Source organism: Bauldia sp., from assembly GCA_037200845.1.
In the GTDB taxonomy this organism is placed as follows: Bacteria; Pseudomonadota; Alphaproteobacteria; order Rhizobiales; family Kaistiaceae; genus DASZQY01.
On the sequence record JBBCGQ010000001.1, the window covers coordinates 1,358,102 to 1,381,357 of the forward strand.

At 65.4% G+C, this 23,256-nt stretch carries 22 protein-coding genes and 2 tRNA genes; 16 read left to right on the forward strand and 8 right to left on the reverse strand.

Going from position 1 to position 23,256, the window contains the following annotated elements:
• Positions 1-67 precede the first annotated feature (67 nt).
• The gene (locus tag WDM94_06530; protein MEJ0012280.1) at positions 68-481 is read right to left on the reverse strand and encodes a TIGR02301 family protein; all 414 of its coding nucleotides are present in this window, start codon (positions 479-481) and stop codon (positions 68-70) included.
• Positions 474-869, reverse strand: coding sequence for an NUDIX hydrolase (locus tag WDM94_06535; protein MEJ0012281.1), 396 nt, complete (start codon positions 867-869; stop codon positions 474-476). Before WDM94_06535 ends, WDM94_06530 begins: the two co-directional genes overlap by 8 nt.
• A gap of 48 nt (positions 870-917) precedes the next feature.
• Between WDM94_06535 and WDM94_06540 the strand changes: the two genes are divergently transcribed.
• Positions 918-1,598: an SOS response-associated peptidase gene (locus tag WDM94_06540; protein ID MEJ0012282.1), complete on the forward strand. Its 681-nt coding sequence runs from the start codon at positions 918-920 to the stop codon at positions 1,596-1,598.
• Entirely contained in the window at positions 1,591-2,229 is a 639-nt protein-coding gene (locus WDM94_06545; GenBank protein MEJ0012283.1) for a LysE/ArgO family amino acid transporter, read from the forward strand. Before WDM94_06540 ends, WDM94_06545 begins: the two co-directional genes overlap by 8 nt.
• Here WDM94_06545 and WDM94_06550 read toward each other — a convergent pair.
• Positions 2,226-2,402, reverse strand: a complete 177-nt coding sequence (locus WDM94_06550; protein ID MEJ0012284.1) for a hypothetical protein — start codon at positions 2,400-2,402, stop codon at positions 2,226-2,228. The two genes, WDM94_06545 and WDM94_06550, sit on opposite strands and share 4 nt — an antisense overlap.
• 168 nt (positions 2,403-2,570) lie before the next feature.
• On the opposite strand from WDM94_06550, the gene WDM94_06555 reads away from it, so the two are divergent.
• Entirely contained in the window at positions 2,571-3,353 is a 783-nt protein-coding gene (locus WDM94_06555; protein ID MEJ0012285.1) for a DUF1499 domain-containing protein, read from the forward strand.
• An 84-nt stretch (positions 3,354-3,437) separates the two neighbouring features.
• Here the strand turns inward: WDM94_06555 and WDM94_06560 are convergent.
• Positions 3,438-3,514: transfer RNA gene (locus tag WDM94_06560), tRNA-Pro, on the reverse strand.
• Positions 3,515-3,619: 105 nt separating this feature from the next.
• On the opposite strand from WDM94_06560, the gene WDM94_06565 reads away from it, so the two are divergent.
• From WDM94_06565 to WDM94_06610, 10 genes are all read left to right on the forward strand, one after another.
• Positions 3,620-3,694: transfer RNA gene (locus WDM94_06565), tRNA-Gln, on the forward strand.
• Between the two features lie 145 nt (positions 3,695-3,839).
• Positions 3,840-5,009: an integrase arm-type DNA-binding domain-containing protein gene (locus WDM94_06570; GenBank protein ID MEJ0012286.1), complete on the forward strand. Its 1,170-nt coding sequence runs from the start codon at positions 3,840-3,842 to the stop codon at positions 5,007-5,009.
• Positions 5,010-5,322: 313 nt separating this feature from the next.
• Complete coding sequence (locus WDM94_06575) at positions 5,323-5,538, forward strand: AlpA family phage regulatory protein (protein MEJ0012287.1); 216 nt, start codon at positions 5,323-5,325, stop codon at positions 5,536-5,538.
• Positions 5,538-5,906 (forward strand): hypothetical protein, encoded by a 369-nt coding sequence (locus WDM94_06580; protein MEJ0012288.1) that lies wholly within the window; start codon positions 5,538-5,540, stop codon positions 5,904-5,906. The genes WDM94_06575 and WDM94_06580 overlap by 1 nt, the downstream gene beginning before the upstream one ends.
• Positions 5,903-6,841: a bifunctional DNA primase/polymerase gene (locus tag WDM94_06585; protein MEJ0012289.1), complete on the forward strand. Its 939-nt coding sequence runs from the start codon at positions 5,903-5,905 to the stop codon at positions 6,839-6,841. The genes WDM94_06580 and WDM94_06585 overlap by 4 nt, the downstream gene beginning before the upstream one ends.
• A complete protein-coding gene (locus WDM94_06590) occupies positions 6,828-8,531 on the forward strand; it encodes a hypothetical protein (GenBank protein ID MEJ0012290.1) in 1,704 nt (567 codons plus the stop codon). The genes WDM94_06585 and WDM94_06590 overlap by 14 nt, the downstream gene beginning before the upstream one ends.
• 583 nt (positions 8,532-9,114) lie before the next feature.
• Entirely contained in the window at positions 9,115-9,384 is a 270-nt protein-coding gene (locus WDM94_06595) for a hypothetical protein (protein MEJ0012291.1), read from the forward strand.
• Positions 9,384-11,321, forward strand: coding sequence for a head maturation protease, ClpP-related (locus WDM94_06600; protein ID MEJ0012292.1), 1,938 nt, complete (start codon positions 9,384-9,386; stop codon positions 11,319-11,321). Before WDM94_06595 ends, WDM94_06600 begins: the two co-directional genes overlap by 1 nt.
• A 58-nt stretch (positions 11,322-11,379) precedes the next feature.
• Positions 11,380-11,724, forward strand: coding sequence for a capsid cement protein (locus WDM94_06605; protein MEJ0012293.1), 345 nt, complete (start codon positions 11,380-11,382; stop codon positions 11,722-11,724).
• A gap of 162 nt (positions 11,725-11,886) precedes the next feature.
• Positions 11,887-12,615, forward strand: coding sequence for a sigma-70 family RNA polymerase sigma factor (locus tag WDM94_06610; GenBank protein ID MEJ0012294.1), 729 nt, complete (start codon positions 11,887-11,889; stop codon positions 12,613-12,615).
• 53 nt (positions 12,616-12,668) lie between these two features.
• On the opposite strand, the gene WDM94_06615 is transcribed toward WDM94_06610, so the two are convergent.
• Positions 12,669-13,796, reverse strand: a complete 1,128-nt coding sequence (locus WDM94_06615) for an FRG domain-containing protein (GenBank protein MEJ0012295.1) — start codon at positions 13,794-13,796, stop codon at positions 12,669-12,671.
• A gap of 58 nt (positions 13,797-13,854) precedes the next feature.
• Positions 13,855-14,763, reverse strand: a complete 909-nt coding sequence (locus WDM94_06620) for a DUF3800 domain-containing protein (GenBank protein MEJ0012296.1) — start codon at positions 14,761-14,763, stop codon at positions 13,855-13,857.
• Between the two features lie 318 nt (positions 14,764-15,081).
• On the opposite strand from WDM94_06620, the gene WDM94_06625 reads away from it, so the two are divergent.
• Positions 15,082-15,816: a FadR/GntR family transcriptional regulator gene (locus tag WDM94_06625; GenBank protein MEJ0012297.1), complete on the forward strand. Its 735-nt coding sequence runs from the start codon at positions 15,082-15,084 to the stop codon at positions 15,814-15,816.
• Here the strand turns inward: WDM94_06625 and WDM94_06630 are convergent.
• Complete coding sequence (locus WDM94_06630) at positions 15,813-17,255, reverse strand: bifunctional heptose 7-phosphate kinase/heptose 1-phosphate adenyltransferase (protein ID MEJ0012298.1); 1,443 nt, start codon at positions 17,253-17,255, stop codon at positions 15,813-15,815. The two genes, WDM94_06625 and WDM94_06630, sit on opposite strands and share 4 nt — an antisense overlap.
• Positions 17,256-17,521: 266 nt before the next feature.
• On the opposite strand from WDM94_06630, the gene WDM94_06635 reads away from it, so the two are divergent.
• Both WDM94_06635 and WDM94_06640 read left to right on the forward strand, forming a co-directional pair.
• Positions 17,522-18,829 carry an efflux RND transporter periplasmic adaptor subunit gene (locus WDM94_06635; protein ID MEJ0012299.1) on the forward strand — a complete coding sequence of 436 codons (1,308 nt, stop codon included), beginning with the start codon at positions 17,522-17,524 and terminating at the stop codon, positions 18,827-18,829.
• Positions 18,830-18,844: 15 nt separating this feature from the next.
• Positions 18,845-22,015, forward strand: a complete 3,171-nt coding sequence (locus WDM94_06640; GenBank protein MEJ0012300.1) for an efflux RND transporter permease subunit — start codon at positions 18,845-18,847, stop codon at positions 22,013-22,015.
• Here WDM94_06640 and WDM94_06645 read toward each other — a convergent pair whose 3' ends face one another.
• Positions 22,016-23,254, reverse strand: a complete 1,239-nt coding sequence (locus WDM94_06645) for a multidrug effflux MFS transporter (GenBank protein ID MEJ0012301.1) — start codon at positions 23,252-23,254, stop codon at positions 22,016-22,018. It abuts the gene before it with no gap.
• Positions 23,255-23,256: the final 2 nt, after the last annotated feature.

Consider the following 23,256-nt stretch of genomic DNA (forward strand, 5'->3'; position numbering starts at 1 on the left):
GCGTCGTCAAGAAAAGGTTAACCGGCTGTTAAAAAACGCGGGGGTCGCCTTAACCGTTGCTTAACCATCAGCGACCGTAGCGCGCCGTCATTTCGGCGGCGATCTTGGCGCCTTCGTCGAGGTAGCGGTCGCTGGCCTCGCTCGCCGCCGGCGTACACGACAGGTAGACCGACTTGTAGCTGTCGTAGCCGCGGTTGAAGCGGTCGACCATGCGGGCGCGGGCGGCCTCGTCCGGCTGTTCGGTGTCGAGCAGCTTCTGCATCTGGTCGCGCCACTGGTCGCCTTCCTGCGCACCGCAGAGTTCGCGGAGGTAGTGCATGGCGCCCAGAATCTCGGAGAGGCGGAGCAGGTCGTCTTCGTACGGCGGCGCCTGGATCGCTGCCGGGGCAGGGGGCGGCGGCACCTTCTGCGCCGCCGAGGCGGCGAGCGCCGCGCCCGGCAGGGCAAGCATCAGGATCAGAACGGCGACGGCGCTACGCATGCGTGGCGATCAACTGCTTCGTGTCCTCAACCATATGCAGTGCCGGAACCCCGCCGAGCGCCACCCACCGCGCCACCGCCGCGTCGTCGCCCGCGACCGGCGTGCCGCTCCCATGCCCGCGGAACACCACAAGCACAACGTGCTGCGCCGCGCCACCGTCGCCGATGATCTCCACGATCTCGATCTGTTTCAAGTCGCCCGCCGCGATGCCGGTCTCCTCCAGCACCTCGCGCGCCGCCGCAGCCGCCAAAGTCTCGCCGCCCTCGACATGCCCGCCGGGGAGGCTCCAGTAACCGAGCAGCGGTGGCTTCCCGCGCTTGACCAGCAGCACGCGGCCGCGGTCCACGACCAGCGTGCTTACCCCGAGGACAGGCCGGTTGATTGACATGGCGGCGGACCGTATCTGCTAACTTCAGACCGCAGAAGGGCGAAGAAGATGTGCGGACGCTTTGCGCTGGCGGCGACTGCGGAGGAGGTCGCCGCCCTGTTCGGCTACCTCGACGCGGAGGATTTCCCGCCGCGCTACAACATCGCGCCGACCCAGCCGATCGCGATCGTGCGCGAGGAGCATCACCGCCGCCGCTTCGCGCTTGCCCGCTGGGGCCTGGTGCCGGCCTGGGTCGAGGACCCCAAACGCTTCCAGCTCCTGATCAACGCCCGCACCGAAGGCATTGCCACCAAGCCCGCCTTCAAGAACGCGATCCGCTACCGACGCTGCCTCGTTCCGGCCTCCGGCTTCTACGAATGGCGCCGGCAGGGGAAATCGAAGCAGCCGTTCTGGGTGAAGCCGCGTGACGGCGGTCCCATCGGCTTCGCCGGCTTGTGGGAAACGTGGTCCGACCGCGACGGCGGCGAGATCGATTCGGCGTGCATCATCACGACGTCCGCCAACGCCACCGTCCTGCCGATCCACGCCCGTATGCCGGTGACGATCGCGCCGGAAGATTTCGACCTGTGGCTGACCGGGGAGACGGACGCGGCGATGGCGCTGCTGACACCGGCGCCGGACGATCTGCTCGAGGCCCATCCGGTGAGCGACCGCGTCAACAAGGCCGACGCCGACGATCCCGGCCTGCTGCTGCCCGTCGCCGACATCAAGACCGATCTCTTTGGCTAGCGCCGGCCTTCTCGCCGCCGCCGTCGAGGGCGCGCTGCTCGGCGCCAGCCTGATCGTCGCCATCGGCGCGCAGAATGCGTTCGTGCTGCGCCAGGGCCTGCAACGCCGCCATGTCTTCGCCGTCGCGACGGCGTGCGCGCTCTGCGACATCGTGCTGATCGCCGCTGGAGTCGCCGGGCTGGGCACGCTGGTCCGGAGGCAGCCGACGTTGCTGACGGCGATCGCGGTCCTCGGTGCGCTGTTCCTGTTTGCCTACGGCGCGCTGGCGCTCCGTCGCGCCTTCCAGGCCGACGCGCTCCGCCCGTCCGATGCGGAAGGTGCGAGCCTCGGCGCGACGGTCGCGACCGCGCTGGCACTCACCGTCTTCAACCCGCACGTCTATCTCGACACTGTCGTGCTCGTCGGCGGCCTGTCGGCCCGCCACGCCCCGCCGGCCAACATCGCCTTCGGCATCGGTGCGGCGATTGCTTCCGTCGCCTGGTTCTACGGCCTCGCCTACGGCGCGCGGCTGCTCGCGCCGGTGTTCGCGCGGCCGTCGGCATGGCGCGTACTCGACGTGCTTATTGCGATCGTGATGTGGGCAATCGCCGCCAGCCTCGCGATGGAGGCTCTGTGCGGCGGCGGAAGCTAGGCGGCCTTCGCCTCGGCGGCGCGCTGCTCGTCCTCGGCCTTCATGTGGACGAGGGCGTCGGCGACCTCGGCGATGGCGATGGCGCCATACCGCGACACCAGCTCCTGCTGATTCTCGAGCTTCGCCTTCGGCTGGAAGGGGCGGTGGTCGATCGGCTGGGCGTGGCGGGTCACGGCGTTTTCTCTTGTTTTATGCCGGCAAATCAGGGGAATCGGCGCCGGCTGCGGCTGCTTGATGCCACATTGGGGCATAAGCGTGATAGCCGGAAGGCGGTTAGGAATCTCTTAACCGGGTGTGGCCGCGGCGCCACGCCTGCACGGCACGGGGAGGGACGGACGGGGATGAGCGCGCGGATGTACCAGGAGCGGTCGCGCCTTGCCGGCTGGAGTTCCTATTTCGCCGCCTTGTCGATCCCGGTCCTGATCATCGCCGCCGTCGGCCACCGCGCCGGCCTGCTCGACTCCACGCCGACATACGGCGCCATCGCGCTGGGCTTCACGCTGGCGATGCTCGCGGTGCTGGCGGCGCTCGCCGCCTTCGTCGCCATCTGGCGCGAGGGCAAGCGCGGCGTGGGCACCGCCGTCCGCGGCTGCCTCGTCGGCCTGCTGGTGCTGATCATCCCGGCGGTCGGCGCCTGGAAGGTGGTCACCGACCCGCGCCTCACCGATATTTCCACCGACCTCGCCAATCCGCCACGCTTCGACCGCGCCTATTTCGACCGCGGCCCCGCCGACGCCACCATCGTCGAGCCCGGCCCGGCGGAGGCCGCGGCGCAGAAGGAGGCCTACCCGGACATCGTCCCGCGCCACTATCCGGTATCGACGGCGCGCGTCTATCTCGAGGCCAAGGCCATCGTCGACCGTAATGGCTGGCAGGTGCTTGCCGCGCGGGAGCCGACCGAGCAGAACCCGTCCGGCTCGATCGAGGCGGTCGCCCAGACGCTGATCTTCGCGTTCCGGCAGGACGTCGTCATCCGCATCGTCCCCGACGGCGACGGCACCCGCGTCGACATGCGCTCCGCCGCCCGCAACGCCGCCCACGATCTGGGCTCCGACGCCGACCGCGTGCGCAGCTTCTTCGGCGATCTCGACACGGCGCTGGAAGGCGTCAGCGGCACGTCATAGCTCTCCTCCGCTGAACCTCCCCTGCGGGAGGGTCAAACCGCCCAAAGCGGTTTGAGGGAAGGGTGGTCGGGCGGGAGAATAGGTTGGTCGGAGTGGCAGGATTCGAACCTGCGACCCTCTGCTCCCGAAGCAGATGCGCTACCAGGCTGCGCTACACTCCGGCCTTTTCGCGGGAGCGCGTCTTATAGCGACGGCCTCCGACTGCGGCAAGCGCAGAGCAGCGCGTGTTTGCCTGCCCATGAGTCGCGCGATATGCAGGGCCGCGTTGGGGCGTAGCCAAGTGGTAAGGCAGCGGATTTTGATTCCGCCACTCCCTGGTTCGAATCCAGGCGCCCCAGCCAGTCCCGATGACGCCGTCAGCCGGCGTGGCCCGCGAAAGCCTTGCAAATCATTGGGTTTCTGATCATGGTGCCGCCGGGGTGACCCGCCGTGTACCGGCTAAAGCCGGCGCTCGAAGGTGGGTTGAAAGGTGGGTAGCGGGGCATCATGGCCAAGACGCTGACCGTTCGACAAATCGCGGCGCTGACCGAGCCGGGGAAGTATCGCGCCGGCCGCAACCTGCTTCTGCAAATCAGCAGTTCGAAGACCAAGGCGTGGATCTTCCGCTACACCCGCAATGGCAAAACCCAGGACATGGGTTTAGGCCGCCTCGATGATGTGTCGTTGGCAAAGGCCAACGCGGACGCGCACCGTTACCGCCAGCTGCTGGCTGATAACAAAGACCCCATCACCGAGCGGCGGATTGAGCGGCAACAGGTGGCGCCGAAAACCTTCCGCGAATTCGCGAAGGAATTCGTCAAGCGCCAACGGGCCGGGTGGCGGAATCCGAAAACCGCCACCCAATTCATCAAGACGTTGGAGCGCCACGCCTTTGACACCATAGGCGACCTGCCGGTGCACGAGGTGAATACCGACCACCTCGTGAAAATACTTGAGCCCATTTGGTCGACGATCCCGGTGATGGCCGATCACGTACGCACCAACATCGCTGTCGTACTCGATGCCGCGAAGGCGAAGCACCTCAGGCACGGCGATAACCCCGCCCGCTGGGCCGGCACGCTGGAGCATCTGTTCCCGCGCAAGGGGAAGGTGCGCAAGCCAAAGCATCACGCTGCGCTCGACTACAAAGCGGTTCCTGAATTCATGAAGGCGCTGCGGCAGCGCCACACCATCGCCGGCCGCGCCCTCGAATTCACAATCCTGACTGCCGCCAGAACGAATGAAACCATCCTTGCCCGGTGGCCCGACATCGACGTTAAAACGAAAACATGGACCGTGCCCGCCGAGCGGATGAAAAACGGCGAGCCGCATCGCGTGCCGCTTTCCTCGCGCGCGCTGGCGATCTTGTCCAAGCTGCCGCGCGAGGCTGGCAATGAATATGTGTTCGTCGGGACGCGGTACGCGCTGGGCCTTTCGAACATGGCGATGTTGAAGCTGATCTGGAAACTAAAGCCGGGCGCGACGGTGCACGGCTTCAGAGCCGCGTTCCGCGGCTGGGCAACGGTGGTCGCAAAGGCGCGTCATGAAGTTGCCGAGGCAGCGCTATCACACCTCGTCGGCGACAAAACTGTGCGGGCATATCAACGCGAAGATTTCCTCGACGAGCGCCGCGAGCTGATGGCTGGCTGGGATCAGTTTTGCGCCTCCAAAAGCTAGGTGCCCGGACACCAGAAAGGTGTTCTTGCCCAAGATTCTCAGATCGGCATAATCCGGCACGTTGAGGGAACCACTGGCGGTGGCCCTCGCAGATTCTGGCATTCCTTTCCTGACGATTGCTGACCTTACCCTGCCGCCAGCAGGACCAGCGCCGTCGAGCACCTGACCCGCCAGAGTCAGGCCCGCTTGGCGGCGCGCTTCTTCGCGCCGTCAGCACCCCAGAACAGGTCCGTTGGCTGAACGTGCTTTGCACGGTGCGCCGCGGGGTACACGGCCACCTGACGGCCGCTCCCTTTCGTGTGGGTGCGAAACCGTGTCGATAGTTTTCCTGCGTCGTAGCGACGTTAAGCGTCGCGTTGCCATCAAAGCTGACAGCACGTTCGACGACCTGCGACGTCGCGATGCAACTTTTCCAAGAGCAATTTTCCCGTTCGGCACTCGAACGCCGATCTGGACTGAGGATTCAATCGAGCAATGGCAAGCCGAACGCATCGCCGACCGCGATGCGCAAACCAATGGAGGAAAGTGATGAGCGACTGGTTTGTAGAATATCATCCGGCGCCGCCCGGCCATAACGTTCTGGTACCGAAGTTTGATCAGGCAAGCGGTGAGGTGACAAGCTATTCGCTCGCCCCAGCGATGCTGCTCAAGGTGCAGTGGTACTGGAGCCGACCCGAAAAGGCCCAACCGATAAAGCGCGGTCACCACGTGTCGGCGATGGCGCTAGGCACCAATGACGTTTCCCCCGCCGTGCGCGCGCCTGATGGCACGACCCACTTCAGTTCCGGCGAGTCGTTCGCGGCCGGTGACGACGCTGGGGTGATCGCTGCCTTCAACCGCCTGCGCACGGTGAAAGCGAAGGCGGAAGATAAGCCGAAAGCGGAAGCGACCACATGACGGCGCCCGGCCTTAGTGAGGCCGCGGCCTTCTATGCCGCGGCGGGTTATCGCGTGTTCCCATGCGTGCCCGGCGGCAAGGAGCCGCTTACACCGAACGGCTTTCTCAACGCGTCGGCCGACGCGGCCGTAGTCGCGCGCTGGTGGCGCCGCTGGCCGGCCGCTAACATCGGACTCGCCCTATCGCCGAGCGGCCTCGTTGCGCTCGACATCGATTCGTACAAAGACGGTTGCGAGTGGAGCTCGTTTATCGCCGGCAAGGAGCTGCCTGATACCTGGGCTCAGGTTTCGGGACGTGGCGGCACCCACTATATTTTCACCGCGCCCGCGGGGCACCGCTTCCCCGGCAAGCTGGCCCAATTCGTCGAGATCAAAGCCGCGGGCTACGTCCTGCTGGCGCCGTCGATGTTCGACGGGCGCCGCTACGAGCGTCTGAATCATTTCCGCCCGGCGCCTGCACCCGCGTGGCTGCTGAATGCCGCGGCGGGCACCGTCACATCGATCAGCAATGCCGGCATGATGGACGCGGAGGCGCTTGAAGTGTTCCTCGCCGGCCTCGATCCGCGGGCACATGCCCAGCATGATGATTGGTTCTCGATCATGTGCGCTTGCCATCACGTCACCGCGGGCAAGGCCGAGGAGGCTTTCGTACGGTGGTCCGCCGGCAACACAACCTTCGCCCACCTGAGCCGCGAGGTGGTCCGCCGCTGGCGCAGCCTCGGCCGGCGCCCCGGCAACACCGTGGGTACCCTAATCCGGGCGCTTCGAGATGATGGCGAGGACACGCTCGCCGACAAGCTGATCTGGCTATCGCTGAAATACGACGACGAGGAAGTGTTCCCTGCCGAGGACGCCAGCAACATGGAATTTCAAACCGACCGCGAACGTGTCGCGCTGACCGACAAATTTGTAGGAGACAACAATGCCAATAACTAAGAACGACGTCGCCGCCGCTCCGGCCGCGAAGGTTCGCGGCAAGGGCAAGGACTCCGCCGTCGCGCGGCTGAACAAACTGGTCGACGAGGCGGAGCTGTTTCTGAATCAGGACCGCACGCCCTTTGCCAGTGTGAACGTGAACGGCCACACCCAAACCCACGCCGTCGCCGGCAAGAGTTTTCGCGAATGGCTTATCTTCCGCTACGTGCAGGCAACCCGCGGTGCCCCGCCGCGCGAAAAGCTAAAGGACGCAGTCGCGCGCGCCGAGGCACTCGCCCTGCACAGCGACAAGCGGCTGACGACATGGCTGCGCGTCGGCTGGGGCGACAACGGAAAGCATTACCTCGACCTGGGCGATGATAACTGGCGCGCCGTTGAGACCGACGCGGCAGGCTGGCGAGTGGTCGACAATCCACCGATCAAGTTTCGCCGTTCTGGGCGCGAGCAACCTCTGCCTGAACCGATCAGCGCCTTTACGGAGCTGCCTGACGGCGGCCGCCTGCGGAATGATTCACTGATCTACCTGCTGTCGCTCGTGCGCGTAATGACGCCGGGCGACCGCGCCCAAACCAAGCAGGCATTCCGCTTACTCGTCGGATTCGTGTTCGACTGCCTGCGGCCCGGTGGCGACCATGCCATCCTCAACCTGCTGGGGCCGCCCGGCGCAAGCAAGACAACCGCGGCCGAAACCATCATCGCCATCGTGGATCCGCGCGAACCGGCTACAGCCGGCGTGCCCAAGACCGAGGACGATTTGATGGTGGTGGCAAGCTCGCGCAACGTGCTGGCCATCGATAATGCGTCGACGCTGAATCAATCCTTGTCGGATGCCTTCTGCCGATTGACCACGGGCGCCGGTACCGAGAAGCGCGAGCTCTACACCAGCGGCGAAGTTTTCATAATCAAGGCATGCTGCCCGCTGATCATCACCAGCCTTGAGCCGCCGACCGCGCGCGACGACTTCCAGCGGCGCGCGATCAACCTGCACATCAAGAGCACGCCCGCAGGGCAGCGACTGGAGCGGCAGGAGGTCAAGGAGCTGGTCCGGTTGATGCGGCCGGCGTTCCTCGGCAACCTGCTCGAAGGAGTGTCCTGCGCGATCCGGCGGCGCGAGGAGACGCGTAAACGCCTGCGCGGGCATCTGCCTGCCCTTGCCGATCTGATGACGTGGGTAGAGGCCGGTGCCCTCGGGCTGGGATTGCAGGACGGCGAGTTCCAATCCGCGTTCAAAGATCACAAACAGCACGCCATGATCGATGCTGCGCAATCTGACAAACTCGTGCAGGCTATCGTCGAGTGGCTCGATGACAAACCCGACCGCGACTTTATCGGCACGCCATCGGCAATCCTCGATGCCCTGAAGAAGCGCGTAACCGATTCCGAAATGTTCGACGCCCGGCAATGGTTGCCTGTTGCCGCTCGATACCTGGGCGATGCGCTTGAATCAAAACAGCCGCTGCTGGTCGCGGCAGGTGTGAGGCACACCAGCGAGGTCGATAAGAAAACGCACAACCGCGTTTATCGCCTGAAACTTGGCAAGGGGGTGGTGGTGCCCGACGCCCTCAGCGTCATGGAGCTGGCCGACGCCGATGGCGGGCTGGGGCTGATGGGTAAGGCTGCGGTCGTGCCCGACCAGCTGGGCGCGACGCTGGCCAACGACGCCGGCCTAGGGCTCGACAGCACGGAGTAGCCCGGCTGGCGGTGCAGGCGGTGCAGGCGGTGCAGGCGGTGCAGCGGCTGTACCCTTTGCCCCCATTAGCCCTCCACCCTCTCCCTCCCTCTACCCTTTTGAGGGCAAAGGGGGAGGGGCCAGCACCGCCTGCACCGCCTGCACCGCCAGCGAATTTTGGAATGGCGGAAACGCTGGGGTTTGGATTCGCTCTGAGGGCATCGGCCCTGTGGGACGTGCTGCCGGCGCGCGGCGGGAGGGCACCCCCACCCGGCTCAGGTTCTTCGAAGGCCCGGACGTAATGAGGGGCAGAGCGGTGGTCGACGCATTTTTAGCCACCGTTCTCGCGCGGGACATAGACCATTTCGGAATCGAGACACGATTTCCGTCGCTTGGAACTGAGCGATGATAAATCGGCGCTTGGTCGACTAGACGGAATCTGCAAACCGAAGGTTATCTTGCTTTCGAGCCCCGTTCACGCCACATAAACAGCACGCTCACGTTGGGCGCCAAACAGGGCCGGCACGCCGGCATAGACAGAGGGGCCACAACCGGCCCCGCGGTTTTCCGGGCACCGAAGGCCCGGCCTGTTCGAGCGCCGCCCGTGCAAGCGTTTTGCCCCGCCTACATCGCCATCTGCGCCCGCGCCATCGCCAACGGCGGCGCCCTTGCTGCGACCGACGCCGCGGTGATCATCGCCGCGCACCCGGAAACGGAACGCGCCTTCCGCGATATTTCGCACGAGCTAGATGCCGGCCTTAGCCACGACGCCGAGACGATTGCTAACCGCGTGAACATGCCGCCGGCATTCGTCGACGCACTGCTCACTGCGCTGCGCGCGCCGGGCGCCACCGACGTCGTGACGGTGCAGTGATGCCCAAGCAGATCAAGATCAGTTTCGATGGAATTGTCGGCGAGGGCGCCAACACCGCAGCTGAGGTGCGCGCTGCCCTCCGGGCCGGCGGCCCGGTTGCCGTTGCGATCAACAGCCCGGGCGGCATCGCGACCGAAGGGCTGGCCATCTACAATTTGCTCAAGGCCCACGCCGGCCGCGTTGACGTGACAGTCGACGCCTTGGCGGCCTCCGCTGCGTCCCTGATCGCGATGGCGGGCGATAGCATCACCATGCGCGAAGGCTCGCTCATGATGATTCATGATCCTGCTGGCATCACCATCGGGACCGCGGCCGCGCACGAAAAGAGTCGCGACGTCCTGAACAAGATGGGCGACCAGTTCGCCAAGATTTACGCGCAGCGCAGTGGCCAGTCGGAAGACGAGGCGCGGGCGCTGATGCTCGATGAGACGTGGATGGATTCATCCGAGGCGATCGATCTCGGCTTCGCCTCGGCGGCATCCGACAAACGCGCGACCGCGAACGCGCCGACCTTCGACTACCGAATGTTCAAACACGCGCCAGCGACCCTGCTCGCGCTTTCCCCTCCGCAATCGAAAAGGAAAACTCCCATGGCCAAGAAGCCCGCGACCGTGCCGGCCGATGACGACGACGAAGTCGTTGTCGATGTGACCGGCGACATTCTCAACCGCGCTGCAACCGCTAAGCTGTCCGCCGCGGAGGCTGCCGAAATCGTCCTGCTGGCCAAGGGCTCGCTCGACAAGGCGCGTGATCTGATCATCGACAAGGTCGCCGCCAACGCTGGGGACCAGCGCCACGCTCACAGCATTCGCGTGGGCGAGGATGCCGGCGGCGATGAAGCCGGCTTCGCTGACGCAATGGCTGATCAGTTTCAGGCGAAACTTCAGGGCCGCCCCGCGACCGGCGCCGGCAAGATCTTCAACGGTTCATCGAACCTCGACCTCGCCAAGGAATTCCTGAAGGCCCACAGCATCTCGCTGCGCGCTCGCGACCCGGCCAGCATCCTCGGCGCCGCATTCAAGGCCCGGCGGCCTTTCATGTCGGCAGGTTTTGAAACTACCAGCGACCTGTCCTCGCTGTTGGGCGACGGCATGAACCGCGAGCTGACGCGCCTGTTCGCAGCCGCTGAACCCGGCGTGGTTGCCATTGCTGGCGCTGGTCAGCTTAGCGACTACCGCGAAGCAGAACGTGTCGCGACAACTTCCTTTCCAAGCCTCGAAAAAGTTTTGGAGGCGGGTGAGATCACATGGTCGGCTATCAGCGACCACGGCGAGAAAATCCGCGTAGCCAATTACGCACGGGCCGTGGCGGTCAGCATCGAGGTCTTAACGAACGACAGTCTTCAAGGTGTGCAGCGCGCCATCCGCGACATCAGCGTCGCGACCCAGAACCTCCGCGCCAAATTGGTCATCGACGCATTGACGACCACGACTATGTCGGACGGCTTTACGCTGATCGACGACGCCAATCACGGCAATGTGGTCGATGAGGGTGCGCCCTCCGTGCCGGCGTTGTCGGCCATGCGCTCGAAGATGCGGCTCCAGAAATCTCTCGACGGCACGACCGTTCTTGGCTTGACGCCTTCGACGATTCTTGTTCCGGCGGCCTTGGAGACGCAGGCCGAAATCATCGCGGCCGCAATCGCGGCGACGAGCGTTAGCGAAGTCAATCCGTTTACGAATCTGAAGGTGGCGGTCGATCCGCGATTGGACGCTATCGACAACGGGGCGTGGTACGTCGCCGCTGACGCCAGCATCCAGCCGGCCATCGAGCTAGCCACGCTCACTAGCACGCCGACGCCGCGACTCGAAGTTGCCGACCCGGCGAGTTTTGATCGCCTCGGAACGGCGTTCCGAGTCTGGTTCGCGGTAGGCGCCGCGCCTTTGGAATTCCGCTCCATCGTCAAGAACACCGGCAACGGCGGCACGGACGACTAAAGTAATCACAGAGGCGCGCGGCTTCGGTCGCGCGCTCCTTTCGCGAAAGGAATTCCCCATGCGTAACTATGTGCAGCAAGGCGACACGCTACTCGTCACCGCGCCCGAGTCCACCGACGATGACGGCGGCGTGTCGGGCGACGGCGTTCTGGTCGGCGATCTGTTCGGCGTTGCCGCAACCGACTTCGATGCCGGTGGCGATGTCGAAATCATGGTCACCGGAGTCTTTGATCTGCCCAAGGCCACGCCCGAGGTGTGGGCTCAAGGCGCACGCCTTTACTGGAACAACTCGACCAAGCGCGTCACCACGACCGTTGGCAGCAACACGCTGATCGGCCACGCCACCGCGGCCGCTGGCTCGACCGCCACCGTTGGCCGCGTGCGCCTCAACGGCGCGGCCTAATCGAATCTGGCCGCTGCGTACGCGCGGCGGCACCCTGAATCCCTCCGGGACTTCCATGTTCATCCCGGCAGGGTAGTCCCCGGCCTCCACCCGGGGCGCAAACTGCGCCGCCCTCGTCCCCTACAGCCGGGGGCGGCGCATTTTTCCAATCCGAAAACATCGATGAACAACTCACGAGTCTTGTTGCGACCAGCAACGGCCGACGCGCCGCGCACCCGTGCGGAGCTGAAGGTCGAGAACTATCTGCGTCTCGCGGTCAAATGGGCAAACAGATATTCGCGGACGCTCGGCTTCGACGAAGCTTTCAGCATCGCTCAGGCGGCGCTCGTTGAGGCTGGACAGAAATGGGAGGCCGAACGCGGTTCCTTCTTTTTGATCGCGCACGAAGTCATCCGAACAAGGCTCTGGCTTGAGTGGCAACGGCGCCACCGCCGTGCCCGCATCAACCTCCCATCTCTTGCGGTGAACGAAGATGGCGAGGAGTTCGACCTTGCCGAACACACCGCCGATCCGAACACCCCGACGCCCGAGGAAGCACTAATCGCTGCAGACGAGCGCGAGCGCGCCGAGCGCATCGTCGCCAAGCTGCTGCCGCAGCTTGATGAGCGAGAGCGCCTCATTGTCACCCGCCTTTATTTAGATGACGAAGATGCTCGGGGTCACAGCCAAAACAAACGTGAGCGGCGCGTCGCCACGTTGGCGGAGTTGGCCACGGAGCTGGGCATCACGCATCAGCGGGTGCAGCAGCTGGAGGTGGGCCTGCTAAAGCGGCTGCGCGAAGCGGTCGTTACCGGGCGGGCAGTGCGCAAGCTGAGTCAGAACGTGCCGCGGGCGCCCATGCCTAGCGAACAAGTCATAGGTGCAGCAACACTGCTGGCGACCCACGGGTAAGTGCTTTGGTGACACGACCTACCGGAACCCTATTGGTAGCGACCCGGCTGAAGTTACGCGACGGCGACGCGATCATTACCAAAGAGACGTGTTCTAATTTCCTCACACGCTCCATCGAATCCGGGAAACATCGAACCTGCTGTAATCCCCATCATCCGAAGATCCCGGAGAACAGCTTCACGCTCGGCGCGAGGTATGTCGAACACTCTCAGGTAACGCTTTTGGTTCTCAGCCTCGCGCTGTCGAATGTACGATTCTATGTCATCGAGATTAGTCACACTTGATAGAGCCTGCTGCGGGATCGCGCGGTCATTTTCGATGGCGAGAGCATGCAGAAGAGAAAAATGCGGCCGAGCAAAGGTAACTTTCAAAATCTGATTGAAATCATTTCGCCAGGCAGTGGAATCGAACATGAAAACCCGCACGGTCTCGTCGTTGGCATCTCGCGGTACCCGGTCAGTTCGGAACGCAAAGTAAGCGGCCACGAACGGAGAACGCGTCCAATCAAGCAACGGAGTCGGATAGCCGTGGTGCTGGACGAGGTTGTAGAACGCCGCGTTGTGCTGAGGATCGTTGAGATTAAACAGATGCTTGGTTCTGGCAGACAAAATCTGGTGAAGCGTGGGGATGTCTTGATTCATGAATCGTATGAGGTCCTTTCTTTTTGAGCGATGAAAGGCAGTCCTCAGACGGTGCGTCGTTCCTTGGCCGCGGAAGACAAAACGTTCAGGTTCAATTGAGGAGGCGTGGGCCTTGAACTGGTCCCAACTCTTGACGCTATCCTCCGGGGCATAGTCCGATGGCTCGGCACTGCGGCTCTTAGCGAGCGCGGCGACGCCGGTAGTGCCTACAGACGTTGTCCACGAAACTATGAGCGTGTTGCCTTTTATCTCAAAAGTTGCCGTGGCCGTTTCGGGATGAAAGACGCCGGGCGCGATTTCCGGCAGCTGCTCTCGTGGAAGTATGTCGCCGGTAAACGGGTGTAGCGGCGTCAGCCGAAGCTCAAGAGTTTGCTTCGGGCTTTGATCCACTGTCCGGACGAAGGCCAAAGTGCCCGGCAGTTTGGGATCATCGTCAAAGACGTATGCGTTGCCTTCGAGGTGATCACCAAAATCGTCCAGATCAACAACCGCCGTACCAGAATTGCTGCCCTGATACTTTCCTATCCATTGGCCTTGCATTTCACCTTGCTCCCAGCACGCCGAAAATGACCCTCGGAGTACGTATTGACCGGCCCCTTCAGGGTCCAATGGGAGCGGAGTGGGCCGTGCATATCTTGCAGCTACACTTCTTCCGGTCGGTGTAGTGCCTCACACCGACCACCCGGGCGCCGACATGATCGCCACGAGGAAAGATCCGATCAAAGAGATCCGATTCGTTGTTCTCGACGTATCGGCGCATCGCGACACTACAAAGGTCCGCAAGTTGGACCATCCGCGTCAACCGGCTGTCTACGAACAGAGGTGTCTCAATGATCCGGTCAATTTCTGTCCACAACGTTCCTGCACTGTGAAACTTCCGCATTAGGTCGGTGTGCTTCTTGGCGACAGATTCGTTGTTGTCGTGGACCAGCAAGCCGTAGTTCTTCAGACCGCCGTGCTCCTCGCGCACGAGATACTGATGGTAACGGGACACCACTTGTTCGAACGCCTGTTCAACGACTGTCGTGTGCGTGCGGGTTGGATCGAAGTGAATCTTGTCGATGGCTTCGACAAAAAGCCGCGCAAAGCCCCACCCGCCTACAAGATCGGCGACGTCCCGTATGGCCGACATTCGCTCGTTGTGCGTCAGATGAATGTAGGCTTCGCTGTGCCGAAAATTCTTTTTGGCTTGTCGGTATGGCGCCGGATCTGGAAGTTTCTGTAGCCGTAACAGTTCGGCGTTGCGCCATTGGCCCACCGCTTTTCGACGAGCGTCGCGGGAGAGCTTTTCAAAATCGGCAATTTTCGATTGTTCCAAGTACCGACGCATCATCCAAGCGGTATGGAGTTCCGCCGTGGCGAGGTCGTACTTATTCAGAATCGAGATAATATCATTGTCGGCGGCCCGCCAATGCCAGATTGGCATCGACAAGCCGGCCAAGACAAAGTGAGAAGTATTGCCGGGAATTTCGGGGGTGCCGGATTCGTCGATGTAGCAGAGATACATCGGCCCCCGCGCAAAAGCGACCGGGCTATCAGGGCCTCAGCCCTGAGGAGGGACGCTTGGCGACCCTTCCCAGACGCGCCGCTAACGTAGGCGTTTAAACGCCCGTTGACAAGCCCGTTCAAACGCAGTTGTCGAAAGGTGGGCACAAAGGTGGGTAAATTTCAGAAAATATAAAAAACACTAGCAATATCAATGCTGGAATAATAAAGGCGCCCCAGCCAGTCAGCAAACGCCCGGCGGCGACGGCGCCAAGCTGGACCACCTCCGTATTCCTTGCTACGGTTGTAGCGGCTCCACCCGAGATTGTGTTCCTCCATCTTGAGCGAAAGACGTCTCTATCCGTCCGGGGGAATACACGGACAAGTTGCACATGCCATTGGCGGCCGGATCGTTTCCGGCGAGATCGCCGAAGGCGCATTGCTGCCGCGTGAGGCGCAGCTCGCCGAGCAGTTCGCGGTCAGCCGCCAGGCGGTACGCGAGGCGCTGAAGGTGCTGGCCGCGAAAGGGCTGGTGCAATCGCGCCGGCGCAGCGGCACGACCGTGCTGCCGCGCAAGTCATGGAACCTGCTCGATCCCGATGTCCTCGCCTGGCACCTGCCGGCGCGTCTGCCGCCGCGCCTGCTCACCGACCTGATCGAACTGCGCCGCCTGATCGAGCCGGCCGCCGCCGAGTATGCCGCCAAACGCGGCGACGCGGCGGCCATCGCCGCGATCGGCGCTGCCCTCGACGCGATGCGCACGGCCGTGGGCGACGCCGAATTGTTTCGCCGCGCCGACGCCGATTTTCACGTCGCCGTCTTTGCGGCGAGCGGCAACGAGCTGATTGACCGCCTGAGCGATATTCTCGGGCCGCTGCTGCGGGCGAGCTTCTTCATGCAGGATGTGGCGCGTGGGATGCAGATCGCCGAGGACGTGATCCCCGCGCATCAGGCGATCTTCGAGGCCATCACGCGCCGCGATCATTCCGAGGCGCGCCGCGAGATGGAGCTTTTGATCTCGGATGCCTCGCGCGAGGTGCAGGCGATCGCCGCACGCACCGCCGGCCAGCGCTAGTCGCCGCGCACTTTCGCGACGGTGCCGGTCGTGCTGTGGCCGGGCAGAAGCGGCAGGAACTCGACGGCGCCGCCGTTTGCCCTGACGAACGCCGCGCCGGGGATATCCTGCCCGGTGTAGTCCGCGCCCTTGAACAGGAGATCCGGCTTCAGCGCCTGGATCAATTGCTCCGGCGTGTCCTCGGCGAAGATCACGACCAGATCGACCGTGCGCAGCGCCGCCAGGATCGCCGCCCGCGCGCTCTCGTCCTGCACCGGCCGCTCGGGTCCCTTGAGCCGCTTGACCGAGGCGTCGGCGTTGACGCCGACCACCAGCCGGTCGACCCGCCGCTTGGCCTGCTCCAGCGAATGGAGGTGCCCTTTGTGCAGCAGGTCGAAGACGCCGTTGGTGAAGCCCACCTTGAGCCCGAGACTCTGCCACAGCCGGACATGCTCGGCCGCCTCGCTGCGCTCGGTCACGCCGTCGCCGCGTGCCGCACCCAGCGCCTGCCGCAACTCCTGCGGCAGCGCCGTCGCCGTGCCGGGCTTCGCCACCACGATGCCGGCGGCGGTGTTGGCCAGCCGCACCGCATCGGCGAGCGGCGCGCCGGAGGCCAATGCCGAGGCGATCATCGCCACCACCGTATCGCCGGCGCCCGTCACGTCGAAAACGCGGTGCGTCTCGGCCGGCACGTGCAGCGGCGGCGTCCCGTCGCGCTTCACCAGCGTCATGCCGCCGGCGCCACGCGTCACCAGGATCGCGTCGATGGCGACCATGTCGAGCACCTTGCGGCAGGCGGCGACGGCGGCGTCGTCGCTGTCGGCGCGGATGCCGCTGAAGGCGATCATCTCCTCGATGTTCGGCGTGATCAGCGTCGCGCCGGCGAACACGGCGGGATCAGAGCGGCGCGGGTCGACGACCACCGGCCTGCCTTCCTTCCGCGCCGCCGCGATCAGTCCGCGGATGCCGGTATCGTCGAGCGCGCCGCGGCCGTAGTCGGAGAGCACCACCGCTTTCGCCGCAGGCATGGCGCGGAGCGCCGCCGTGATCAGCGTATCGCGCACCTCGTGCGCGGCCGGCGCACTATCCTCCGAATCGATGCACAGCAACTGCTGCCAGCCGCTGAGGTAGCGCGTCTTGACCGTCGTCTGGCGCTGGCCGTCGGTGATCAGCCGCGGCGTCATGCGCTCGAAGTTGCGGCAGAGCGCGAGCAGCTCGGCGCCGGCCGCATCGTCTCCGATGAGACCGACCAGCGTCACCGCGCCGCCGGTGGCGAGGATATTGGCGGCGACGTTGCAGGCGCCGCCCGGATGCGCCTGGGAGCGCCCGAACTTCAGCACCGGCACCGGCGCCTCGCGCGAGATGCGCGTCACCTTGCCGTCGATGAACCGGTCGAGCAGCACGTCGCCGACGACCAGCACGTCGGCGTCGGCGAGGCGGTCGATCAGGCTGGCGTCCATGGCGGCGGCGATCCGGGCTAAACGTCGTGCCCGGCTATATCGGCGCCGTCGACGCCCGGCAAGCAAACCGCGGCGAAAGCGTGAATCGCGATTTCGCCGTAGGCATGTCGCATGGCCTGCGTAAATGTCCGGGTACGTGCGGCCCGCTTCGCGGAAACGCGAGGCGGGCTGCGGCTTTTTGTTCCGGGCCGCCCGGGCGTTATTACGGAATGTTTAGTCGGCAGGCCTAGGCATTCGGGCTACGCTGCGTCGCAACAGGGTTTGTCATGGCCGCCAGTAGACAGATCGCCGTCATTGTCATCCTCGTTGTCGCCGTCGCCGTTGGATGGTTCGGCTACGAGCGCGGCTGGTACGGCCATGCCGCTTCCGAGGCCGCGAACGCCCAGCAGGTTGCTCCGGCCGGTGGCCAGCAGGCCAACCGCCAGCGCCAGGGCGGCGCCAATGGCGGGCAGGGCGGCGGTGGCGGCTTTGGCGGCCGCGGTGGCGCCGTCATCGTCGTGACCCAGCCGGTCGAGATCGATTCCTCGGGCATCGAGGTCCGCGCCGTCGGCACGGTGTCCTCCGCCAAGAACGTCACACTCTTCCCGCAGGTGACCGGGGTCGTCACCGACATCTCCTTTACCCCGGGCAGCAAGGTCGACGCCGGCCAGCCGCTGCTGGTGCTCGATGACGCCGACGAGCAGGTCGCCCTCGACAAGGCCAAGCTCGCGGTAGCCACCGCGCAGGCCGCCTACGACCGCGCCACCCAGCTCGCTCAATCGAACAACGTCACCGCTGTCGCCGTCACCGACGCCAAGAACGCGCTGGAGCAGGCCCAGATCGGCGTGCGTAGCGCCCAGCTCGATCTCGACAAGCGCACCGTCAAGGCGCCCTTCGCCGGCACCGTCGGCCTCACCGACCTCAGCATCGGCGACCTCGTCTCCTCGCAGAAGGCGATCGCCTCGCTGGACGACATGACGACCGTCACCGTCTCCTTCTCGGTGCCCGAGCGCGCCTCCGGCCTGGTCAAGATCGGCGACGCCGTCACCGCCACCACCGACGCGCTTGCCGGCCAGACCTTTGCCGGCAAGGTCATCGCCGTCGACAGCCGCGTCGACCCGACCACCCGCGCGCTGAATGTCGAGGCAAGCGTGCCCAACGAAGGCGCCGCCCTGAAGCCGGGCATGGCGCTGACCCTGGTGCTCGATTTCCCGGGCGCGCCGCACCCCTCGGTATCGTCGCTGTCGATCCAGTGGGACCGTGAGGGCTCCTACGTCTGGAAGGTCGACAACGGCAAGGCCAAGCGCGTGCCGATCCAGATCATTACCCGCCGCAGCGGCGTGGTCACCGTCGCCGGCGACCTTAAGGAAGGCGACGCCGTGGTCACCGAAGGCGTGCTGCGCATCCGCGAGGGCGTGCAGGTCGCCGAGGCCGGCGCCGTTGCCGCCGGCGGCCAGGGCGGTGGCGCCAATGGCCAGCAGGGCGGCGGTCGCCCGAACGGCCAGAACGGCGGCCAGAACGGCGGCCAGGGCAAGCCGGGCGCTGCGACAGCGCCCGCGGCCGGTGCCACTCCGCCCGCCGCGGCCGGCGGCTAAAAGGAACCGGCGACCATGGCAAAGCGCGAGAAGCAGCAGGGCGGGGGCGCTGGCGTCGCCACGCTGTTCGTCAGCCGCCCGGTGCTGGCGATCGTGCTCAACCTGCTCATCGTCGTCGCCGGCGTTGCTGCCTTCACCGGCGTCGAGGTCCGCGAACTGCCCAACATCGACCAGCCGGTCATCACCATCCGCACCAGCTACACCGGCGCCACGCCCGAGACCATCGACAAGGAAATCACCGGCACGATCGAAGGTGCGGTGGCGCGCACGCCGGGCGTCGTCGGCATCTCGTCGCAGTCGAGCGCCGGCCAGAGCCGCGTCACCGTCCAGTTCGATTCTTCCACCGACCTCAACGTCGCCGCCAACGACCTCCGCGATGCGGTTGGCGGCATCCGCGGCCTGCCCGACGACGCCGACCCGCCGCAGATCGTCAAGGCCGACACCGGCTCCGACGCCATCATGCGCCTGTCGGCCATCTCGCCCGACCTGTCGATCGACCAGCTCACCGCGCTGATCAACGATCAGGTCATCGACCGCCTCGCCGCCGTCTCCGGCGTCGCCGACGTGCAATTGTTCGGCGACCGTGACCCGCTCGTCCGCGTCCTCATCAATTCGGACGCGCTCGCCGCCCGCAATCTCACCGTCAACGATCTCCTCACCGCGCTGTCGACCGTGACGCTCGACGCGCCCGCCGGCCGCGTCGCCGACGACAACCAGTCGCTGCTGCTGCGCGCCGACGCCTCTACCAAGTCGGCCGACGAGATCAGCGCCATCCAGGTGGCGCCCGGCGTTAAGGTCAGCGATGTCGCCGAGGTCATCTTCGGACCGGCCGACCAGACCACGTCGCTGCGCATGAACGGGCAGAACGGCATTGGCCTCGCCATCGTCCGCCAGGCCAAGTCGAACGCCCTCGACATCTCGACCGGTATCCGCGCCGCTGTCGCGGAATTGAGCCAGACGCTGCCCAAGGACGTGCAGCTTACGATCTCGTCCGACGACGCTTCCTACATCCGCGACTCGATCACCGAGGTGATTCTGACGCTGCTGCTGGCGACCGGCATCGTCGTCGCGATCATGTACCTGTTCCTGCGCTCGCTGCGCGTCACCTTCATCCCGGCGATCACGGTGCCGATCGCGCTCACCGGCACCTTCGCCGCGATCTGGGCGGCCGGCTTCTCGATCAACATCCTGACGCTGCTGGCGCTGGTGCTCGCCACCGGCATGGTCGTCGATGACGCCATCGTCGTCATCGAAAACATCTCGCGCCAGCGCAGCCTCGGCATGGGCCCGCGCGCCGCCGCGGTGCTGGGCGTCCGCCAGGTGTTCTTCGCCGTCATCTCGACGACGGCGACGCTCGCCGCGGTGTTCATCCCGATCTCGTTCTTCCCCGGCGTCGCCGGCCGCCTGTTCTCCGAGTTCGGCTTCGTGCTCGCCTTCGCCGTCGTGCTGTCGGCCTTCGTCGCCCTGACGCTGTCGCCGATGCTCGCCTCGCGCCTCATCGGCGACACCGCGCACGAGCACCACAACCGCTTCTCCTCGATGCTCGGCCGCGTCGGCGAATTCTTCGTGCGTATCTACACGCGGCTGCTGGATGCGGCGCTCGCCGCCCCGGCCATCGTCATTCTCGTCGCGGTGATTTTCGCGGGCGGCGCCTATTTCGCCTTCCAGCTTCTGCCCTCGGAACTGACGCCGCCGGAGGATCGCGGCCAGATCACGCTGTCGATCCGCGGCCCGCCCGGCGCCACCGTCGACTACATCACCGACCAGATGCGCAGCGTCGAGCAGGTGATGGCGCCCTATCTCAAGAGCGGCGAGGTCGTGAACACCTTCGCCACCGCCCAGGGCGGCGGCGGCGGCGGCTTCATGTTCGCCACGCTGGCGCCATGGGGTCAGCGCCGCGGTCAGGCCGAGATCTCCAACGAGATCAACCGCAAGCTTCAGGCGATCCCGGGCATCCAGGTTTCCGCTTTTACGTCGAACAGCCTCGGCATCCGCGGCGGCGGCCAGGGCCTGCAATTCTCGATCACCGGCACCGACTACGACAAGCTCGCCGGCACCGCCGATACCCTGATCGACGCCATCCAGGCCGATCCGGTCTTCGCCACCGCGCGCGTCAACTTCGACACCACCCAGCCGCAGATTTCGGTGAACATCGACCGTGCCCGCGCTTCCGACGTCGGCGTCTCGGTCAGCAACATCTCGGCCGCGATCCAGACGCTGGTCGCCGGCAAGGACCTCGGCACCTACTACATCGGCGACCAGGCGATCGACATCAACGCTCGCGCTCCGGACGGCGCCATCGAAGACCCGACAGGGCTGGAGAACGTCGAGCTCCGCTCCAGCGACGGCAAGATGATCCCACTGTCATCGCTGGTGACGTTCACTGAAAGCGCGGTCGCCCCGACGCTCGCCCGCGAGAGTCAGCACCGCGCCATGCCGATGTCGGCGACGCTGGCGCCCGGCATCGACATGCGCCAGGCGATGAACCACCTCGAGGCGATCCTCGCCAAGAATCTCCCGCCCGGCGACGGCTTCGTCTACACCGGCGAGGCGAAGGAGCTGAACACCGCGTCCGGCGGCGTCATCCAGACGTTCGGCTTCGCGCTGCTCGTCGTCGTGCTCGTGCTGGCGGCGCAGTTCGAAAGCTTCGTCTCGGCGCTTATCCTGATGGCGACCGTGCCGTTCGGCCTAGCGTCGGCGATGTACGCCATGGTGCTCACCGGTGGCTCGCTCAACATCTATTCCGAAATCGGCCTCGTCATGCTCGTCGGCCTGATGTCGAAGAACGGCATCCTGATGGTCGAGTTCGCCAACCAGCTCCGCGACCAGGGCCAGTCGGTGATGGAGGCGATCCGCAACGCGGCGCTCATCCGGCTGCGCCCGATCGTCATGACCATGATCGCCACGGTGCTCGGCGGCTTGCCGCTGCTGCTCACTGGCGGCGCCGGCGCCGAGGCGCGGCGTGCGCTGGGCTGGATCATCGTCGGCGGCCTCGGCTTCGCGACGATCGCCACGCTGTTCCTGACGCCGGTCGTCTTCAGCCTGCTCGCCCGCCTGTCGAAGCCGCGCGTTGCCGAGGAGCAGCGGCTCGAGCGCGAGCTGGAGGAAGCCGGCGGCCCGCGCGAGTTCAAGCCGACGCCGGAAGAAGAGGGCGAGCTGCCCGAGCTGCCCGCCGCCGCCGAGTAGCTACGGCAGCGGGACGAACGGCGCCGCCCCGTCCGGCGTGTGCGGATGGAGAAGCCGTCCGCGTTCGGCGATCAGGAAGCAGCCGATGATCAGCAGACCGAAGATGAAATAGGCGCCGATCACCGGCACGGTCGTCCCGTCGAACGCCTGCGCGACGAAGTAGCCGAGGATCGCCGCGCCGACGGTGGACAGCATGCCGAACACCGACGACGCCGTCCCGGCGACCTCGCCGAGCGGCTCCATCGACAGCGAGCCGACATTGCCCCACGCGAAGCCCTGCATCAGCGTCGCCCCGGCGAGGAAGGCGAGGAACAGCCACAGCGGCATGACGCCCGCGAGCGCGAAGGCCAGCCATGCGCCGGTGATCGCGATGTAGATCAGCATCGCGCCGTGCGACAGGCGCCGCATGCCGAAGCGCGACACGAGGCGCGAATTGAGCAGGAAGGCGATGGCGAAAAAGACCGGGCCGACGCCGAACGCCAGCGGGAACAGCGCACCGAGACCGTAGATGCCGACGTAGATCTGCTGCGCCGTATTGACGAAGCCGAGCACCGCACCGAACAGGAAGATGCCGGCGAGGCCGTAGAACAGTGCCAGGCGGTTGCCGACCACCAGGGCGAAGCCTTGCGTGACCGACGCCACCGTCAGCGGCCGCCGGTTCGCCGGCGCCAGCGTTTCGGCGAGCCGCAGGTAGGCCCACGCGCCGAACGTGGCGCCGACCGCGCCCATGAAGAAGAAGATGCCCTGCCACGGCGCCGTCAGCAGAATGACCTGCCCGACGTTGGGCGCAATGATCGGCACGATCATGAAAACCGACATGATCATCGACATGATCTGGGCCATGGCGCGGCCGCTGTAGAGATCGCGCACCGTGGATTGACTGGCGACCGACACCGCCGCCGAGCCCATGCCCTGAACGAAGCGCAGCGCGAGCAGCACGCCGAAGCTCGGCGCCAGCGGCGCCAGCAGCGCGGCGACGGCATACAGGGCGACGCCGATGAGCAGGGGAACGCGGCGGCCGAAGCGGTCGATCAGCGGGCCGAAGACAAGCTGCGGCAGGCCGAGGCCGAGCAGAAACGCGGTCAGCACCAGCGACCGGTCGTTGGCGTTGGCGACGCCGAACCAGTCGCCCATGTTGGGCAGCGCCGGCAGCATGACGTCGATGGCGGCCGCGTTGATACAGCCGAGCCCGGCCATGAGCGCAACGAATTCGACACGCGAAAGCGTGCGTTCAGTCATGG

Excerpts from the sequence above, each read along its gene's own strand:
- WDM94_06580 (MEJ0012288.1), top strand. The coding sequence starts at position 5,538 with ATGAGCGACTGGTTTGTAGAATATCATCCGGCGCCGCCCGGCCATAAC.
- WDM94_06615 (MEJ0012295.1), bottom strand. The coding sequence starts at position 13,796 with ATGCAAGGCCAATGGATAGGAAAGTATCAGGGCAGCAATTCTGGTACG.
- WDM94_06600 (MEJ0012292.1), top strand. The coding sequence starts at position 9,384 with ATGCCCAAGCAGATCAAGATCAGTTTCGATGGAATTGTCGGCGAGGGC.
- WDM94_06590 (MEJ0012290.1), top strand. The coding sequence starts at position 6,828 with ATGCCAATAACTAAGAACGACGTCGCCGCCGCTCCGGCCGCGAAGGTT.
- WDM94_06585 (MEJ0012289.1), top strand. The coding sequence starts at position 5,903 with ATGACGGCGCCCGGCCTTAGTGAGGCCGCGGCCTTCTATGCCGCGGCG.
- WDM94_06620 (MEJ0012296.1), bottom strand. The coding sequence starts at position 14,763 with ATGTATCTCTGCTACATCGACGAATCCGGCACCCCCGAAATTCCCGGC.
- WDM94_06635 (MEJ0012299.1), top strand. The coding sequence starts at position 17,522 with ATGGCCGCCAGTAGACAGATCGCCGTCATTGTCATCCTCGTTGTCGCC.
- WDM94_06630 (MEJ0012298.1), bottom strand. The coding sequence starts at position 17,255 with ATGGACGCCAGCCTGATCGACCGCCTCGCCGACGCCGACGTGCTGGTC.
- WDM94_06645 (MEJ0012301.1), bottom strand. The coding sequence starts at position 23,254 with ATGACTGAACGCACGCTTTCGCGTGTCGAATTCGTTGCGCTCATGGCC.
- WDM94_06610 (MEJ0012294.1), top strand. The coding sequence starts at position 11,887 with ATGAACAACTCACGAGTCTTGTTGCGACCAGCAACGGCCGACGCGCCG.
- WDM94_06570 (MEJ0012286.1), top strand. The coding sequence starts at position 3,840 with ATGGCCAAGACGCTGACCGTTCGACAAATCGCGGCGCTGACCGAGCCG.
- WDM94_06535 (MEJ0012281.1), bottom strand. The coding sequence starts at position 869 with ATGTCAATCAACCGGCCTGTCCTCGGGGTAAGCACGCTGGTCGTGGAC.
- WDM94_06555 (MEJ0012285.1), top strand. The coding sequence starts at position 2,571 with ATGAGCGCGCGGATGTACCAGGAGCGGTCGCGCCTTGCCGGCTGGAGT.
- WDM94_06540 (MEJ0012282.1), top strand. The coding sequence starts at position 918 with ATGTGCGGACGCTTTGCGCTGGCGGCGACTGCGGAGGAGGTCGCCGCC.
- WDM94_06605 (MEJ0012293.1), top strand. The coding sequence starts at position 11,380 with ATGCGTAACTATGTGCAGCAAGGCGACACGCTACTCGTCACCGCGCCC.
- WDM94_06640 (MEJ0012300.1), top strand. The coding sequence starts at position 18,845 with ATGGCAAAGCGCGAGAAGCAGCAGGGCGGGGGCGCTGGCGTCGCCACG.
- WDM94_06530 (MEJ0012280.1), bottom strand. The coding sequence starts at position 481 with ATGCGTAGCGCCGTCGCCGTTCTGATCCTGATGCTTGCCCTGCCGGGC.